This window comes from Bradyrhizobium sp. CCBAU 53338 (assembly GCF_015291665.1).
In the GTDB taxonomy this organism is placed as follows: Bacteria; Pseudomonadota; Alphaproteobacteria; order Rhizobiales; family Xanthobacteraceae; genus Bradyrhizobium.
In genome coordinates this window covers 2,095,371-2,110,915 of sequence record NZ_CP030048.1, presented here as the reverse complement: position 1 = coordinate 2,110,915, position 15,545 = coordinate 2,095,371, and the positions used below count along the sequence as shown (strand labels likewise).

The following is a 15,545-nucleotide window of genomic DNA, read 5'->3' as shown; positions in this document are numbered from 1 at the left end:
TCCGCTTAGCGCACCAGTGTTAAGCCGAGTCCTTTCCAGGCTTCTGATTATACTAGGTTGTGATATCCTGACTGGTCTCCCTGAACGTCGCTCGAAAACTCTCGCGATACTGCAGCGGGCTAACGCCCAGGCGTCGCTGGAACGCCCCACGCATGCGCTCGGGCGTCGCAAAGCCGCAATCGAAGGCCACGGATTTTAGGGAAAGGTCGGTGGATTCTAGCAGGTTGCGGGCCTGATCAAGCCGGACCCCTTCGATGAAATCGTGTGGTGTCACGCCCAGTTCGCTGACGAACAGGCGCGCGATGCTACGTTCACTGGTGCCGGCGATGACCGCCAGACGTTCGACGGAAAACGGCTCGTTGGGGTGCTCCAGCACATAGGCCTGTACTTTGCCGAGCGGCGTGACCGGATCGCTCATGGGCACCAGCAGCGGACTGAACTGCGACTGTCCACCTTGGCGCTGCGCTACCACCAGCAGGCCCTTTGCGCACGCCAAGGACACCGCTGCGCCATGATCCTCGCCGACCAGAGCGAGTGCGAGGTCGATCCCCGCCGTTACACCTGCTGATGTCACCAGTCGGTCGTCGCGGACGTAGATGCGGTCGTGCTCGACGCGGGCGGTCGGAAACATGGCGGCGAGCTTGCCGGCGCTTTGCCAATGCGTCGCGGCGTTGCGGCCGTCGAGCAACCCCGCATGACCAAGGGCAAAAGCGCCGGTGCAGATCGAGCCATATCGCTCAGCCCGATTGCCCCACCGGCGCAGCCATTGCGAGGTGGAGGCGTCCGCGGCGGCGTCGGGCAGCGCCGGGCCGCCGGCCACCAGCACCGTGTGAAATGGGCGGCAGGCTTCTTCAAAACTCAGGTGCGCCATGAGCAGCATCCCGTTCGATGTACGAACGGGCGACTTGCCCTCGCCGATCAGCAGACAGTTGTAACCATCGCCCTCGGCGACGAACATGTTCGCCGTGGAGAACACGTCGAGCGGTCCGGCCACGTCAAGCGCCTGCACGCCATCATGGATGATGAGGGCGATATCCCGTTTAGCCATTATGGATCGACCTCTGCCTGTTCGCGGTCTGCCTGACGTCCGCGATCCCAGAGACCGGCCGCCGGCGGTTTATCCCACATCGTTGGCAGTTTTTCGAGGGTGCCGATTGTTGCTCGGAGATGGTTTCGCTGCGATCGATGACGGGCCGGGCGCGAGGTTCAACGCTCATCAAGAGCAGCCCGCCGAACCCCAGCCGGCATCAACTCATCCTGCGGTCGCAAGCCGCGTTGGGCACCCGGATTCGGGGGCTGCCGGCGTGCGCCTGCGATCGAGCAAAAAACCACGGAGAACGAAGATGAACGCGATTTTCAATGTGATCTTGGTGCATGGGGCCTGGGCCGACGGATCGTCCTGGAACAAGATTATTCCGCTGCTGGCGACCAAGAATATGACAGTCACCGCCGTGCAATTGCCGCTCACCGGCTTCGAGGCCGACGTGGCTGCCGTTCGCCGCGCCATCGCGCTGGCCCTGGGCGATGTGGTGTTGGTCGGGCATAGCTATGCCGGTGCGGTGATTGGCGAAGCGGGCAACGACGACAAAGTGAAACGGCTGGTCTATGTCGACGCCTTCGCGCCCGACGCCGGCGAGTCGGCCGGGTCGCTGTTTGCCCAATTCCAGCCCGCGCCACTCGGCGCCGAGCTGCGTCCTGACGCCGAAGGGTTCCTGTCGCTCTCGCATAAGGGCGTCTTCGAGCTGTTCGCCCAGGATCTCGACGAGGCGGAAAAGGCGGTTGTCTATGCCACGCAAGGGCCGATCAACGGCGCGGCTTTAGGCGGCGTGCTCACCAAGGCCGCATGGCACGCCCGGCCAACTTTTTATCTAATTGGCGACCAGGACCACGCCATCCCGCGCGCCGAGCAAGAAAAGATGGCCACCCGAATGGACGCCACCATCGAGCATGTCGACGCCAGCCATGTCTCGATGCTGTCCAAGCCAGAAGCTGTCGCGAACTTCATCCTGAAGGCCGCCGTCTGACTGGCGATCGATGAACGGCGGCCAGCCGCATACCCCCACAGGAGAGACCATCATGTCGTTCACCCAGATCATTCACATTCCGATCCTGCCGCTCGGCATGGTCAACGCGCATCTGATCCAAAGCGAAAGCGGCTGCGTGCTGATCGACGCCGGCATCCCCGGCTCCGAGCGCAAGATCGAAAGAGCGCTGAATAAGTGCGGGCTTTCGTTCAAGGACATCAAGCTGATCATTGTGACCCACGCCCACACGGATCATGCCGGAAGCGCCGCGCGCCTGCGGCAACTGTCAGGCGCCCCGATCCTAGCGCATCAGGATGATGCGGACTTCTACAGCCGGCGGCTGCCGATGACATACTGCCCGACTGGATGGGTCGGCAAGCTATTCTTCAAGACACCGGTTCCACATGAGCCGTATGAAGGGTTTGAAGCGGACATCATGATGAAAAACGCCGATGAGCTAAAGCTTGGGGAGTTCGGCGTCGACGGCATCGTTCGTCACACCGCCGGTCACACGCCAGGCTCGATTGCGATCGAGTTGGCGTCGCAGGACATGCTGGTTGGCGACCTCGTCGCCTCCGGCATCCTGATCGGCGGCATCGCCTTAACCGGGCGTGCCATCAGGCCGCCCTTCGAGGATGATCCGCAAGCAGTTGCCCGCCAGCTGACCCGCATGCTCGATGGCGGCGCCAAGCGCTTCTACATGGGCCACGGCGGTCCCTTGGAAGCCGCCGAAGTCGCGCGGCATGCGCACAAGCTTGCCGCCATCAAACCGAACGCCTGCGCCATCGGCTGCTGCCATCACGCCTCGCACTGACCGCGGCGATGTCTGCACTCTTAGCCATCAGAAAGGAAATCGAACGATGAAAATCGCTTCGAACGGCATTCACATTCATGTAGAGGACAATGGCGTCGGCGACCTGCCGATCGTCTTCCTGCATTACTGGGGAGGCTCGTCGCGCACCTGGCGCCACGTCACCTCCGAGCTAACGCACTCATACCGCACGATCGCGACCGACCACCGCGGCTGGGGGCAGTCCGACGCGCCGGCGAGCGGCTATACGCTGGCCGATCTCGCCGCGGACGCACAGGGTGTTATCGATGCCCTCGGCCTGCCGCATTATATCCTGGTCGGGCACTCAATGGGCGGCAAGGTCGCGCAGCTCCTCGGCTCACGTCGCCCGATCGGACTGGCCGGACTGGTCCTCGTTGCCCCGTCGCCACCGTCGCCCATGCAACTGCCGCTCGAAGCCCGGCGAGGCATGGTCGCCGCCTATGCGAGCCGCGACAGCATCATCGCCACAATCACGGAGGTGTTGGCCGGCAAACCGCTGAGCGCGGATGACCTCGAGACCGTGGTGCAGGACACCCTCAGGGGCGCATCGGCCGCCAAGACAGCCTGGCCGCTGATCATGAGCCAGGAGGATATCACCACACTCGTCGGCGCTATCGACGTGCCCACCATCGTGATCGGGGGAGAACTCGACCGGGTGGACGGCATCGCGACCCTCCAGGCCGAAGTGCTGCCGCGCATCCCCCACGCCGCGCTTCATCGCCTGCCGGGGACCGGTCATCTATCGATGCTGGAATCTCCGGACGTGCTCGCGCAAATCCTCCTGGATTTCGCCGGCTCTCTACGCCTTCGATCCAGCGACGCTACAGCAGCTCAGGCAACGTGACGCACGCTGCAAATGACCGCTTTGCGCCCGGTAGCGGATATACAGCAAAGTAGCTCTTGGCCCTTCGCTTCCGCCAGGGCGTTGCGGCGAGATGTCCGGGGTCGGGGGTAAAGCGGAAGCTCCCACCGCTGCTCAAAACGGAGCTGTTGACCCAGAGGAGACCTCGTCGAGGGATGCAACGAGCGAGCGCGGCTGATATAAGGTATCACACCGCAGCAAGAGAGGCATAAGACATGGCCGACATCTCGCCTGATCTGTTCATGGATGCCGTCCTTGCCTATCAGCAGACTGCCGCCATCAAAGCTGCTCTCGAACTCGATCTTTTTTCTGAGATCGGGAAGGGCAGTGCTACGGCGGAGAATCTCGCGCGGGCAACCGGATCAGCGGCTCGTGGCGTCCGGATACTTTGCGATTACCTCACAGCCCGTGGTCACCTTGAGAAGCATGGTGACCAGTATCAGCTCACCGAATCTACGGCTGCATTCTTGGACCGGAGCGCGCCTTCGTGGATGGGCAGCGTCGTCGAATATCTGACCGCGCCTGAGATGATGGCGCTGTTCCTGAGCGATCCGCCGGCCTTTGTCCGAAACGGCGGCTCGATTGGTTTGGCAAACAACGCGCCTGATCATCCGATTTGGGTGAAGTTTGCGCGGGCGATGGGCCCGTCCAGGGTTCCTCTTGCAAAAAGAATCGCGTCCGAGCTTGCAGTCTCGTCTCCTCGCAAGGTGCTTGACGTCGCCGCCGGGCACGGAATGTTCGGCATCGCGATTGCTCAGGCCGTCGTGGACGCGCAGATCACGGCGGTCGACTGGGACGCGGTCCTTTCGGTTGCGCAACAAAACGCCGATGCGGCCGGTGTGTCGGGGCGCTACCGCATTTTAGGGGGTAGCGCGTTCGACACTGATTGGGGCAGCGGGTTCGATTTGGTGCTGCTCGCCAACTTCTTGCACCAACTTGACAAAGATGGCTGTGTGACCCTCCTTCGAAAGGCTCGCAAGAGTCTCGTTTCCGGAGGACGCGCTGTGGCCGTCGAGTTCTTGCTGAATGAGGACCGAGTTTCTCCGCGCTTCTCAGCCATGTTCGCGTTTCAGATGCTAGGTTCCACGCCGCACGGTGACACGTACACGGTCCGAGAGTTCGAGGAGATGGGCCGGGCAGCAGGGTTCGCAAGGGTGACAGCGAAGTCGCTGCCGCCCACACCACAGAGCCTTCTTTTGTTCGAACAGGCATGATGCTCGGGCCAGTAGGCGTTGGTCTCTTAGTGGCCCATCGCTGCCGTATCCCACGGCCGAGGATATGTCGGCTGTCAGGGTAGACCCGACCTAACTTAAATCGGGCCAGATCGACGCGATTGACCCTAATCAGACACATAATCGGCTGTAAACGCGGGGAGCGGCTGAGCCTCCAGCTTCTTCCATTTCACTGCTTTATATTGCTACCACTGACAATGAGCGCGGCCTGAAACACCCGCTTGGCATCGGTTCGTACCTCGACGGAGACGTCTCGACGCTGGTCCGCGACCGCCAGGTCGCGGGCCAGGTCCGCCAGCGCGTGGGCCGCCTCCATCTCAGCTTCCCGCTGCGTACCGAACTCCAGCCCCTCCTCATCGGGATAGAGGCCCGTGTCGTCCCTGATGTCGAAATAATAGCGGGTCACTGCGGTGTCTCTCTGAACTCGCGCCGACATCAACATCAGCGCCAATAGGCCGTTCCTGACCAATCGCGCGCCGTCAATCCGATGCGAAGCACACGGACAGCATTGCTTCTGCTTCGTAGGTTCCGATAGAACAAGCCAAGTCCTCCCGCCGGCCTGGAGGTCTGCGGAAGACCGAGAGCCCCAAGCTGGAGTGTGTTGATCGTGCCTAGAGCAAGGTCAGACGGTAATGGAACGATCCCTTTCACGCTCGCGCTCGGCGCAGCGCGCCAGCTTTGCAGACTTACAACGACGTTCCAAACCGATAAGCAGGCTTTCAGCTATCTCCATAAATACCGGACCCAATTCGAGCAGATCGCGCGAGTGCGGCTTGCTTCGGGCGAGCCCGAAGACGGAATCGTCATTCTTACGATGCTCCAGCTCAGCCTGTCTCACGCTGAGTTATTTCGGAGTGGCTTTCGCGCAGCGGCTTCCCGGGCCAGGCGTTCGGCTTTCAGGCGCTTGCGATTGTCGTGAAATGATTGCTCCGCCTTCGCGTAGTCGGTCATCGGCTTGACATTGCCGATGGTCTTGAAGGCCTCATCAGCTTCCCGCCGACGACGGTCATTGGCCTCGTTCCTGATCATGTGATCTCCTGGGTTGCGCCAAGCAGGCGCGGTGGCTTTCGAGATCTCGTCACCAAGCCAATTTGAGAAGGCTCACCAGCAATTCCGACAGGCAAATCGCGAGTGCAACATCGACGAGAAGGAGCAGCCCGACGAGGGCGCCCGGTCGGGCTTCACCTCGTCAATTCCTTCCGAACGACGGCGGCGGAGTTACCTACCCTGTTGACGATCTGTTGCAGCTGCGCACGTGTGATGCCGAGCTCCCGGGACCAGGACTTGACCTCCTGCTCCCTGTCCATGTTGATCTTGCTGCGGTCCGGTTGCGCGCGATTAGTCAAGATAGCCATATGATGTCCCGGTGCGGAACGGCGACGACGGGGGCTTGCGCAACCTGCGTCCGATAGGAAGAAATCGCCCTGTTGGCGAGCATGAGCTTTCTGTGCTCGCCTGCACGCAGCTGCTGTTCAATCGAATCCATGATCATACTGGCGGATTCCGCCGCGCCTCTAAGCTCGCCGGATTTCTCCAGAAAACTCCAGGCGATCTCGAATGACCCTTCAAGTGCGGTGAGGCGTGTCATAATCGTCAACGCCGCCGCATCGTGCCCGTTCCTCGCTCTCTCGGAGCGGGTCGACGCCGGCGCTCAGGATGGTGGCAACAATCCAGGCGAGGTCAGCCACTTGTTGGCTTCGCCTGCAACGTCGATCTGCCGTGCCTTTTGCAGAAGTTCCGTGCGGCGGATGCCAGGCGGCCTTCCCTTGGCCTGTTGGCGCAAACTGATCGCCTCTTGTGTCAGCCGGTATTCGAACGTCTTTTCGCGTTCGGAGGATGGTTGAGCTGGCATGATGATGCTCCGCTGCTGGGTTGAGCGAGAGCGCAATTGGCGTCCACCCCACCGATAGTTGCTAAGGGCCGCTCGGTGGTGGCGAGACAGTGCGCCCTTATGAGCGAGATAGCGAGCGCTTTATTTGAAACGTGGTTGGAACCGGCTGCAAATTCGCAAAGCCAGCTTTTGATGCTGTGGACGGCTCCTCCATGGGCACGAGAGTGCCAAGGAGTGGGCGCCGTTTAAAGCTCCCACGGATTGGAGGAGCAGCCTATGCAGTCAATTTCGACGATTGGTCTGGATATAGCAAAGTCGGTCTTCCAGGTGCATGGCGTCGATGGAGCCGGGCAGGTGGTGATCCGCCGGCAGTTAAAACGCCGTTTTGTGCATTCCTTCTTTGAGAAGCTGCCGCCGTGCTTGGTGGGAATCGAAGCGTGCGCGTCACCCCATTACTGGTCCCGCGAACTGCAGGCGTTGGGGCATACAGTGCGGTTGATGCCTCCGGGTTACGTAAAGCCCTACGTCAAGCGGCAGAAGAACGATACGACCGATGCAGAGGCGATTTGCAAGGCGGTCACGAGACCCAATATGCGGTTTGTGCCGACCAAGACAATCGAGCAACAGAGTTGCCTAATGCTTCATCGAGCGCGCCATCTTTTTATGCGGCAGCAGACTGCGGTCATCAATTCAATCCGCGCCTATCTTGCCGAGTTCGGTATCGTCGCTCCCGTCGGACGCAGAGGTGTCGAGCAACTACTGGAAGTCGTCGCCGATAAAGCCGAAGACCAGATCCCGGAGGTCGCCCGGATGTGCCTCGCCGCTCTCGGCGAACAATTGTGCGCTGTCAAGGCTCGCATCCTTGAGTTCGACCGACGCATCATCGCCTGGCATCGATCAAACGCGACGAGCCAGAGGCTTGATGCTAGTCCCGGCGTCGGTCCGGCGCTGGCAACAGCGCTGGTCGCCAGCATTGCCTGTTAATCAGCGTGGGGTCCCGACGCCGATCGGCACGCTAAGCTATTGAATCATTTGGCGGTGGAGGGGGCAGTGTTGGACGCTTATTCACACTCGCCCGTGCGCTGGGCAGCTTCGGCGAGGTCGAAAAGACGGTCGAAGCCGATGGCCGACCGGAACAGGGGCGAAAAATCAACAGTGCGCATAGCCAGATCCTCCTGCGAGCAAAATGGTTACGAGCGGCACCGGACACGACCGGTGCCCGTCTCAAGTGGCGGGACCCTGACGGCATCCCGATCGTCGTATGACGACGCCGAAAAAATTTGGAAGCCCGGAGAAAGTTTCAAGGGGCCGGCGCGACTTATTTCACCCCGGATTCGGATGGGTTAACTGGGGATTGCAGGTCTATTCTTGGGCCTTCCTAAGAGCCGCGCGCAGTGAGCGTGCGACGCCCGCTTTTCGTCGCAGCAATATTGAGCCAAGTCAGACCGGAAAAGTGGAGACGTGGCATCCTCGCCTACATGCCTCACCCGCGTCCGTCCGGTCGATTGGTCGGGCTTCTTTGCCGCACAAACCAATCGGCGGCCTTACTCCTTCGTAGCGCACCCGCATGACGCTGCTTCCCGAGAGGCCGAGCCAGCTAATCTTGGTTCCGGTCCAGAAGCTCGCGAACCTTTAATGCCAACCTTGCCTGGGTAACTGGCTTCTCCAGGAGATCGACGCCCTCATCGAGGCGCCCCTGGTGAACCACCGCGTTTCGCGAGTAACCGGTCATGTAGAGGATCTTTAGCTTGGGTCTGATCTGCACCGCGCGCCTTCCCAGCTCGCGACCATTGATGCCGGGCATGACAACGTCGGTGAGAAGGAGATCTATCTGCTGACCTTCCTGCAACAAAATGGTCAAAGCGGCCTGCGCGCTGCCGGCAGACAATACCCGATAATTGAGATCTCGCAGGACGTCCGAGACGTAGGTCCTAAGATCGGCATCATCTTCGACGACCAGAATGGTCTCGACAGAGGCGCCTTCCGACACGAACTCGTCCGCGTCGTCAGAACTGGGCTGCGCACTGCCCGCATAACGCGGAAAATACATCTTGATGCTCGTACCTTCTCCGACTTCGCTGTAGATTTTCACATGCCCGCCGGACTGTTTGACGAAGCCATAGACTTGGCTCAGTCCAAGGCCGGTCCCGTGCCCAGGCTCCTTGGTCGTAAAAAACGGCTCGAATACATGATTTAGGACCTCCGGAGCCATGCCCGAGCCGGTGTCGCTCACGCCGATGACGACATATTGGCCGGCTGCGAGCTCCGGGTTGGTGCGCGAATAGTCTTCGTCAGCGGAGACGTTGGTGGCCTCGATTGTGAGCTTCCCGCCATCCGGCATCGCATCGCGGGCATTAATCGCAAGATTGACGATCGTTGATTCCAGATGATTGACGTCGGCTTCAATCTGCCAAAGGCCTGCGCCGCCGACCGTCTGCACTTCAATGCGTTCACCCAGGGTGCGTTGAAGGAACTCCTGGAGGCCACCCAGAAAGCCGTTGAGATTGATAGGCTTTGGGTCGAGCGCTTGGCGGCGCGAGAAGGCGAGCAACCTAGATGTCAGCGCCGCGGCCCGTTGGGCGCCGCGCTTCGCGTTTGCCAGCGCGCGATGCAGGTTCGGTCCTCCGACGTTGCGGCTGTTGCGTTCCGCATTCTCAAGGTTTCCAAGGACGATCATTAGAAGATTATTGAAGTCATGAGCGATGCCGCCGCTGAGTTGCCCGACCGCCTCGAGCTTCTGGGATGCAACGAGTTGCTCCTGAACCCGCTGAAGCTCGTCCTGGGCCTGCTTACGCTCGGTGAGATCGCGCGTGACTTTCGCAAAGCCGACGATCGTGCCGCTCTCATCGGTAATCCTGTCGATGACGACCGAGGCCCAGAAGCGCGTGCCATCCTTGCGCAAGCGCCAGCCCCCGGCCTCGAACCGGCCTTTTTCGGCGGCCTCCGCCAATGCCCTTTTCGGTACTTCCTTTTCAAGATCCTCGGGCGTGTAGAAAGCGCTGAAATGTCGACCGATGATCTCCTCCGGCCGATAACCCTTGATGCGCTCGGCGCCGGGATTCCAGGTCGCGACATGTCCTGAGGAGTCCAACTGGAAAATAGCGTAATCGACAACAGCCTCAACGAGCCGGCGATATCGTCGTTCGCTTTCAATGAGGTCGTTATGGGCCTGCTGCCGTTCGGTGATGTCGCGCGTGACCTTCGCAAACCCGATCAACCCACCGTCTTCGCCCCATATCGCGTCAAGGACCACGAGGGCCCAGAAGCGGCTGCCATCTTTTCTCACGCGCCAACCCTCGGACGCGAAGCGCCCCGTCGCAGCCGCTGTTGTGAGCGCTTTGCGCGGTAAGTCCCTTTCCCGGTCTTCCGGCGTGTAAAAGGTTGAGAATGACTTCCCTATGATTTCATCAGCGAGGTAGCCTTTGAGACGCTCGGCTCCCTTATTCCAGCTTCTGACCACGCCGTCGGCATCGAGCATGAAGATGGCATAGTCGACGATGGAATTGATCAGCAAGTCGAGGTTCGGCGAACCCGGTGGAGCGGCTGTTTTCATGATTTAACTCAGAAGGCGGGTCAAGCTAACGTAGGGCCGCGCTCATTGTTCCTGCGCGGCTCATTACCCCGTTCCCATTTGGTCATCCGGCGTCGCCCGCTGATCCAATTCCGCTCCGCCTTCGTTTCGCTGACGGAGGCTCAAATGGAACCAAACAAGATCCTGCAATTTCCTGTTCCCGCTAGCGACCTATCACCGGAAGAGTTCGCTTCTCGACTAACAGATCTCACCGAGGAATTGGAAACGGCACTTTCGAGTCGCGCAGATGGTTATACTGAACAGCTGGCGAGCATTGAGAAAGCAAGCATTGTCCTTCGGGACATCAGCCTTCTTGTCTCGCGTGGAAGAGAAAGGAAGCTCGCAACCGAGACGTTTAAACGGATCATGCTTTCAACCGCTGAACTGAAATCAAGGTTGTCGGGATGACGGCTAATATGGATTTCTTTTGCACTCCATGGGAGGACGGCTCCTGCGGGGTTGGCGAGCACTGCTCTGCTAGAGTTCACCAGACGTAAAGCACTTGCACGAACATCACCGCGCCAATGTTCAAAATTGAACAAGAAACAGACGGAGCGCGATCTACGATTGCCTAGCGACGGTTGGATGTAACCGTCCGGTGAGGGCCGCGGGATGATCGCGTGGTGCGGTGGCCCGATCAGGCCGCGGGCTGAACGAGGGTTATCGTCATGCCAGATCACCTTCAACAGGTTGCCGCGGCGACCGCGGAAGCAAAACAGGTGGCCGCCCAGCGGGTCGCGATGCAAGATCTCCTGAACCTGCAATGCCAGCGACGGAAAGCCCTTCCGCATGTCGGTATGGCCGGTCGCGAGCCATACCCGCACGCCGGCCGGCAACGGGATCACCGCGGCCGTCCATCAGTCAGCGCCGCCACAACTGCGGTCAGCGTCGCGGCGTCAACCGCGCCCGTGATCCGCATCCGAGCTCCAGCCGCGAACTCAATCTCGATCGCGCCGCAGCTCCCGGGCGCCGTCAAAGGTTGCCGGTCTGACGCAATCGAGACTGCCGCAAAACAGACTTCGCCATCCTGCCGCTGCATCGCCTCGGGCCCGCGGGCGAGGACGCCGGTCCGCGCCTGCCGCCGCCAAGCCGTAATCAGATTGCGGTGAACGTCATGTCGCCGGGCAACCTCGACAGCACTGGCTCCAGGAGCCAGACTCTCCTCCACGATCCGAAGCTTCTCGGCACTCGTCCGCCGCCGTCGCCGCTCTGGACCGGACAGAACCGTAACCGTCGTCACGTTTGCTCATTTGCTTGCGAATTAATGAGCAAACCATCTCACGATCGAACCCGATCCGGGAAGGCGGCCTCCACCGGAGGCTTACGGTTGGATTCGCTTCCGTTCCGAAGCAACAGCGGCCTCAGCTCATCACCCCTTCCGGAGCTGGGGCTGCTACTTCGTAAAAGACCACGCTGTAAGATTAGACGCTGCTCTTGGTGGCTCTGAGCAGCATCGCAAAGGCCGCGGATAGTGATTCCGCCTTCCGGGAACTAGGCCGAGGGTCAGCGTGAGCTCTCGCTTGTTAGCAACTTTGCGAACATAGCCGCGTTTGTCCAATGCACTGCCGGGTGACAACCGGACGCAATGGGTATGTTGGACGCGGAGCATTTTCTCGGTTTCTGCCCACGACATCAACGCATCGGCACGCGCTGACAACTAACCCATTCTCGGCATGTGCAGCCTCCATGATTGACCGCAATGCCCCGCTTCTACCTCCATCTCGTGGGCGATACGCCCGCTCACGGCGTCCTCGGCCAGGATTGCGCGGATGAGCGCGAGGCGCCTGCGCATGCCAAGGCGTTAGCGCGTAGTTTAGCTACAGAGAAGCCTCATCTGGTGCGAGATGGTAATTCGATTGCAATTGTTATGGAGGGCGGTCAAGAGCCCGATCGGATCGCTCTTGCTTCGACGACTACTTAGGATCCGCCTTGATTGCAGCCCCTCTTTTAGCGGCGGGTACGACATGCTTCGAAGGCCCGGTTTCCGAGCATGAGCGGGCGAAACTCACCCATCCTTATCTGCGTGAGGATGCTTTCAAGGAGCAAGTTGGCGGCCACAGCAGGTCGCACAACTTCGGACTTTGCAAGAACGCCCCAGGCAATATCGAAGGATTGCTCAACGACACTGGACGCAGTCATGACCTAAATCCACGATTCAGGAAGCCGCTAGGCAACCACGATGCGGCTACATCGATCATGGAAGAGCGCCCTGAGTCATTCGTGACCGGGGTCGCGATCATATCGCTCATGCCAATATTGATATTTCTCATAGAAGAACCGGACAAGTAGCATTTGGTCGGCGCGCTAAAGGGAACCAATTTTTCGGGCGGTAGCCCGGAGGCCAGTACAGAAGCGGCCCAAAAATGAAAGTCACGGAGGCGTAACAGGCGCCGACACCCATCGACGACGAAGGATTTTGTCTGGATTTGGTAGTACGACCTCTACAAACAGCGCCCGAGGTATCAGCGCGGAAATCGGTTTGTGTATTGGTAGCAACGCGCGCCTTCCGATGCTGGTGCTCCGCTTCGCGTTGCTGCAAGGCCAGAAGCAGACTGCTGCTGCATGTAGAACCTGCTATCAGCTATAGCGTAGCAGTACCTATTGCACCGCAGAACGATTTGCGGCGCAGCATTTAAAATGAGACTATCCGTTAAGCCGCGCATGGCTCCGACGCGAGCGCTGCATCCGAGTTCGGCTAGCCTCCTTTACAAGAACCGTCGAAGCGACTGCCCTCTTTACCAAAATGCCGCTTCGTGTGACGGAAGCTAGGATGCAGCAAAAAAAGCGACAAGAATGCCCTATGGAGGAGAGCAATGTTGAAAGGCAGTCTAGGACTGATTGCGTTGAGCAGCTTATTGTTGTCGGGCCCCGCCTTCGCACAAGAGAAGATCAAGGTCGGCGTCACTGCGACGCTCGAAGGTACCTACACCGTACTCGGCGAGGACGGCATCCGCGGCTTCCAGACGGCACTCAACGTGCTCGGCAAGAAGGTCGGCGACAAGGAACTCGAATTCGTCATCGCCTCGACCGACGCGACGCCCGATTCCGCAGTACGCGCTGTGCGAAAGCTGATTGAGCAGGACAAGGTGCAGATTCTGCTTTCGCCGCTCTCGGGCGACGAGGGCATCGCGGTCAAGAACTTCGCAAAGACTCATCCGGAGCTGACTTTCATCAACGCGGCCTCCGGCGCGCAGGAAACGACCTATGTCGATCCGGCCCCGAACTTCTTCCGCTACAACATGGATGGCGCGCAGTGGCAGGTCGGCCTCGGCAAATACGCCTACGAGACCAAGGGTTATCGCAAGATCGCGACCGTCGGCGAGGATTACTCCTTCATCTACACCCAGGTATTTGGCCTCGTGCTCGAATTTTGCGGCGCCGGCGGGCAAGTGACCAACCGGCAATGGGTGCCGCTCGGCACCAAGGACTTTGCCTCGGTCATCGCCGCCCTGCCCGACGATGTCGATGCCATCTATCTCGGCCTCGGCGGCGCCGACGCGGTTAACTTCCTCAACCAGTACCAGCAGGCTGGCGGCAAGGCGCATTTGATGGGCGGCTCGATCATGATCGACCAGACCATCCTGTCGTCCAAGGGCAACGCCAAGAACGCGCTGATCGGCACGCTGGCCGCCAGCGGCCAGGCCGACACCTGGGAGGATCCGGGTTGGCAGAAGTTCGTGAAGGACTATCAGGACGCCTTCCCGCCGGCTAAGCGCTTCCCGAGCCCGTCGCTGCTCGCCACCAACTATTACGGCTCGACCATGGCGCTGATCCTGGCGCTGCGTCAGGTCAACGGCGATCTCAGCGACAACCAGTCCAAGTACAAGGCTGCTCTCGCCAAAATTGAGCTCGACGCGCCCAACGGCAAGATCAAGCTCGACTCCAACCGCCAAGCGATCGGCACCAATTTCGTCACCGAAGTGGTCGATGACGGCAAGGGTGCATTGTTCTCGAAGGTCGTGAAGGTGATCCCGAACGTCAACCAGACGCTGGGCTACGACCCCGCCGTGTTCGCCAAGATCGGTCTGCCCAGTCGTACAGTACCGGAATGTAAGAAGTACTGACGTAGTCGCGTCAGCGACGTGATGACTGACCGGGAGAGATTTGCAGAGGCGCGACACGCGAACTCTTGCATTCTCTCCCCGGTTGTAGAACGCTACAAAAAAAGACAAAAGCTTCTGGGAGGGAAGGCATGAGCCGGGCGCTCGCCGTCTTCCACGGCCGTTTCGGCCGGGCGACGGTCTATCAGTTGAACCGCCCCTTCAATATCCACGCGCATCGCGAAGGTCATTTGATCTTCCATGTCGGCGGGCGCTCCGCATGCATCGATGTCAACGACGGACGCTACGACCTCACCGAAGGCTCGGTCGTCGCGGTCAATCCGTGGGAGCCGCATAATTTCCTTCCCACCGACCTCGACGGCGGCGCCGTCTTCTTCGTGCTCTATGTCAATGCGGAATGGTTCGCGCCCGATGCGCCCGGCGCCGACCGCCTCCGCTTCGGCCGTACTCAGTTCGCGCGATCGCCGGCGCTCGATAAGCAGATCAGGCACGCCGCAGCCCTTGTGTGCGGCGCACCCTCGCTGAACAGCCTCGATGGCGAGTTGCGACGGCTTATCGATATCTGCTACGACGAAAGCTGGCAGCAGGCCGAGACCGCGCCCGATCTGCGCGCAAATGGCTCCATCACCGATTATCGCGTCCGCAAGTGCATCAAGATGATGTCGGAAAGTCCCGGCGCGGAGATCGAGCTTGACTCCATCGCACGCGAATCCGGCCTGTCGCGGCCGCATTTCTACCGGCTGTTCCGCACCCAGACCGGTGTCACGCCGCACCTCTATCTCAACACGCTGATGATGGAGCAGGCGCTGGAAGCCCTGGTGGCGAGCGAGGCGCCGATCGCCGACATCGGCTTCGACCTCGGCTTCTCCTCGCAGAGCGGTTTCACCCGCTTCTTTGCCGCCAATGTCGGGATGGCGCCGACCGATTATCGCCGCGCGGCCAAGGTTTTGCGCGGCTGACGGACGCGCGAAAAGATACTCACGATCAAGTGCCTCTCTCGCCGCCCCACTAGGATGGGCGGAACGCGATCCCGGCAAGAGGATCGCTCAAGTCCGGGAGGACGCACGTCCATGGCGACGTACGCAGCCTGCACAGGGCTGTCTGACCTGTATCCGAAGTGTGATGGCGACCA

The 15,545-nt window shown here is 60.3% G+C and carries 18 protein-coding genes and 2 pseudogenes; 9 read left to right on the top strand and 11 right to left on the bottom strand.

Going from position 1 to position 15,545, the window contains the following annotated elements; translation table 11 throughout:
- Window positions 1-52 precede the first annotated feature (52 nt).
- Entirely contained in the window at window positions 53-1,048 is a 996-nt protein-coding gene (locus tag XH90_RS09895) for a GlxA family transcriptional regulator (protein WP_194480874.1), read from the bottom strand.
- A gap of 295 nt (window positions 1,049-1,343) precedes the next feature.
- Here XH90_RS09895 and XH90_RS09890 point away from each other — a divergent pair, with 295 nt between their 5' ends.
- The 4 genes from XH90_RS09890 to XH90_RS09875 all read left to right on the top strand — a co-directional run bounded on the left by XH90_RS09890 (window position 1,344) and on the right by XH90_RS09875 (window position 4,932).
- Complete coding sequence (locus XH90_RS09890; protein WP_194480873.1) at window positions 1,344-2,024, top strand: alpha/beta fold hydrolase; 681 nt, start codon at window positions 1,344-1,346, stop codon at window positions 2,022-2,024.
- Window positions 2,025-2,076: 52 nt separating this feature from the next.
- Entirely contained in the window at window positions 2,077-2,838 is a 762-nt protein-coding gene (locus tag XH90_RS09885; RefSeq protein WP_194480871.1) for an MBL fold metallo-hydrolase, read from the top strand.
- A gap of 46 nt (window positions 2,839-2,884) precedes the next feature.
- Complete coding sequence (locus tag XH90_RS09880; RefSeq protein WP_194480870.1) at window positions 2,885-3,700, top strand: alpha/beta fold hydrolase; 816 nt, start codon at window positions 2,885-2,887, stop codon at window positions 3,698-3,700.
- Between the two features lie 233 nt (window positions 3,701-3,933).
- Window positions 3,934-4,932 carry a methyltransferase gene (locus tag XH90_RS09875; RefSeq protein WP_194480868.1) on the top strand — a complete coding sequence of 333 codons (999 nt, stop codon included), beginning with the start codon at window positions 3,934-3,936 and terminating at the stop codon, window positions 4,930-4,932.
- Window positions 4,933-5,119: 187 nt separating this feature from the next.
- Here XH90_RS09875 and XH90_RS09870 read toward each other — a convergent pair whose 3' ends face one another.
- The 6 genes from XH90_RS09870 to XH90_RS09845 form a co-directional block, all read right to left on the bottom strand.
- A complete protein-coding gene (locus XH90_RS09870) occupies window positions 5,120-5,356 on the bottom strand; it encodes a hypothetical protein (protein ID WP_194480867.1) in 237 nt (78 codons plus the stop codon).
- A 216-nt stretch (window positions 5,357-5,572) separates the two neighbouring features.
- Complete coding sequence (locus tag XH90_RS09865; protein ID WP_194480865.1) at window positions 5,573-5,788, bottom strand: hypothetical protein; 216 nt, start codon at window positions 5,786-5,788, stop codon at window positions 5,573-5,575.
- On the bottom strand, window positions 5,785-5,979 hold the full coding sequence (locus XH90_RS09860; RefSeq protein ID WP_194480863.1) for a hypothetical protein: 195 nt from the start codon (window positions 5,977-5,979) through the stop codon (window positions 5,785-5,787). Before XH90_RS09860 ends, XH90_RS09865 begins: the two co-directional genes overlap by 4 nt.
- Before the next feature lie 152 nt (window positions 5,980-6,131).
- Window positions 6,132-6,305: a DUF3606 domain-containing protein gene (locus tag XH90_RS09855; protein ID WP_194480862.1), complete on the bottom strand. Its 174-nt coding sequence runs from the start codon at window positions 6,303-6,305 to the stop codon at window positions 6,132-6,134.
- A complete protein-coding gene (locus XH90_RS09850) occupies window positions 6,293-6,538 on the bottom strand; it encodes a hypothetical protein (RefSeq protein ID WP_194480860.1) in 246 nt (81 codons plus the stop codon). The genes XH90_RS09855 and XH90_RS09850 overlap by 13 nt, the downstream gene beginning before the upstream one ends.
- 63 nt (window positions 6,539-6,601) lie before the next feature.
- Window positions 6,602-6,802, bottom strand: a complete 201-nt coding sequence (locus tag XH90_RS09845) for a hypothetical protein (protein WP_194480858.1) — start codon at window positions 6,800-6,802, stop codon at window positions 6,602-6,604.
- A 255-nt stretch (window positions 6,803-7,057) separates the two neighbouring features.
- Between XH90_RS09845 and XH90_RS09840 the strand changes: the two are divergent.
- Window positions 7,058-7,756, top strand: a pseudogene (locus XH90_RS09840) (IS110 family transposase); the annotation flags it as partial.
- 95 nt (window positions 7,757-7,851) lie between these two features.
- Here XH90_RS09840 and XH90_RS09835 read toward each other — a convergent pair.
- From XH90_RS09835 to XH90_RS09820, 4 genes and pseudogenes are all read right to left on the bottom strand, one after another.
- Window positions 7,852-7,944 (bottom strand): annotated as a pseudogene (locus tag XH90_RS09835) (heat-shock protein); the annotation flags it as partial.
- Window positions 7,945-8,378: 434 nt separating this feature from the next.
- Window positions 8,379-10,334 (bottom strand): PAS domain-containing sensor histidine kinase, encoded by a 1,956-nt coding sequence (locus tag XH90_RS09830; protein WP_194480854.1) that lies wholly within the window; start codon window positions 10,332-10,334, stop codon window positions 8,379-8,381.
- 269 nt (window positions 10,335-10,603) lie between these two features.
- Entirely contained in the window at window positions 10,604-11,197 is a 594-nt protein-coding gene (gene tnpB / locus XH90_RS09825; RefSeq protein ID WP_194480852.1) for an IS66 family insertion sequence element accessory protein TnpB, read from the bottom strand.
- Complete coding sequence (locus XH90_RS09820) at window positions 11,194-11,592, bottom strand: transposase (RefSeq protein WP_194480850.1); 399 nt, start codon at window positions 11,590-11,592, stop codon at window positions 11,194-11,196. Before XH90_RS09820 ends, tnpB begins: the two co-directional genes overlap by 4 nt.
- A 459-nt stretch (window positions 11,593-12,051) precedes the next feature.
- Here XH90_RS09820 and XH90_RS39780 point away from each other — a divergent pair, with 459 nt between their 5' ends.
- From XH90_RS39780 to XH90_RS09805, 4 genes are all read left to right on the top strand, one after another.
- Window positions 12,052-12,273 carry a hypothetical protein gene (locus XH90_RS39780; RefSeq protein ID WP_371748334.1) on the top strand — a complete coding sequence of 74 codons (222 nt, stop codon included), beginning with the start codon at window positions 12,052-12,054 and terminating at the stop codon, window positions 12,271-12,273.
- Window positions 12,274-12,281: 8 nt separating this feature from the next.
- Complete coding sequence (locus tag XH90_RS09815; protein ID WP_194480848.1) at window positions 12,282-12,641, top strand: hypothetical protein; 360 nt, start codon at window positions 12,282-12,284, stop codon at window positions 12,639-12,641.
- A gap of 524 nt (window positions 12,642-13,165) precedes the next feature.
- Window positions 13,166-14,416 (top strand): ABC transporter substrate-binding protein, encoded by a 1,251-nt coding sequence (locus XH90_RS09810; protein WP_194480846.1) that lies wholly within the window; start codon window positions 13,166-13,168, stop codon window positions 14,414-14,416.
- A gap of 128 nt (window positions 14,417-14,544) precedes the next feature.
- A complete protein-coding gene (locus XH90_RS09805; RefSeq protein ID WP_194482642.1) occupies window positions 14,545-15,372 on the top strand; it encodes an AraC family transcriptional regulator in 828 nt (275 codons plus the stop codon).
- Window positions 15,373-15,545 lie beyond the last annotated feature (173 nt).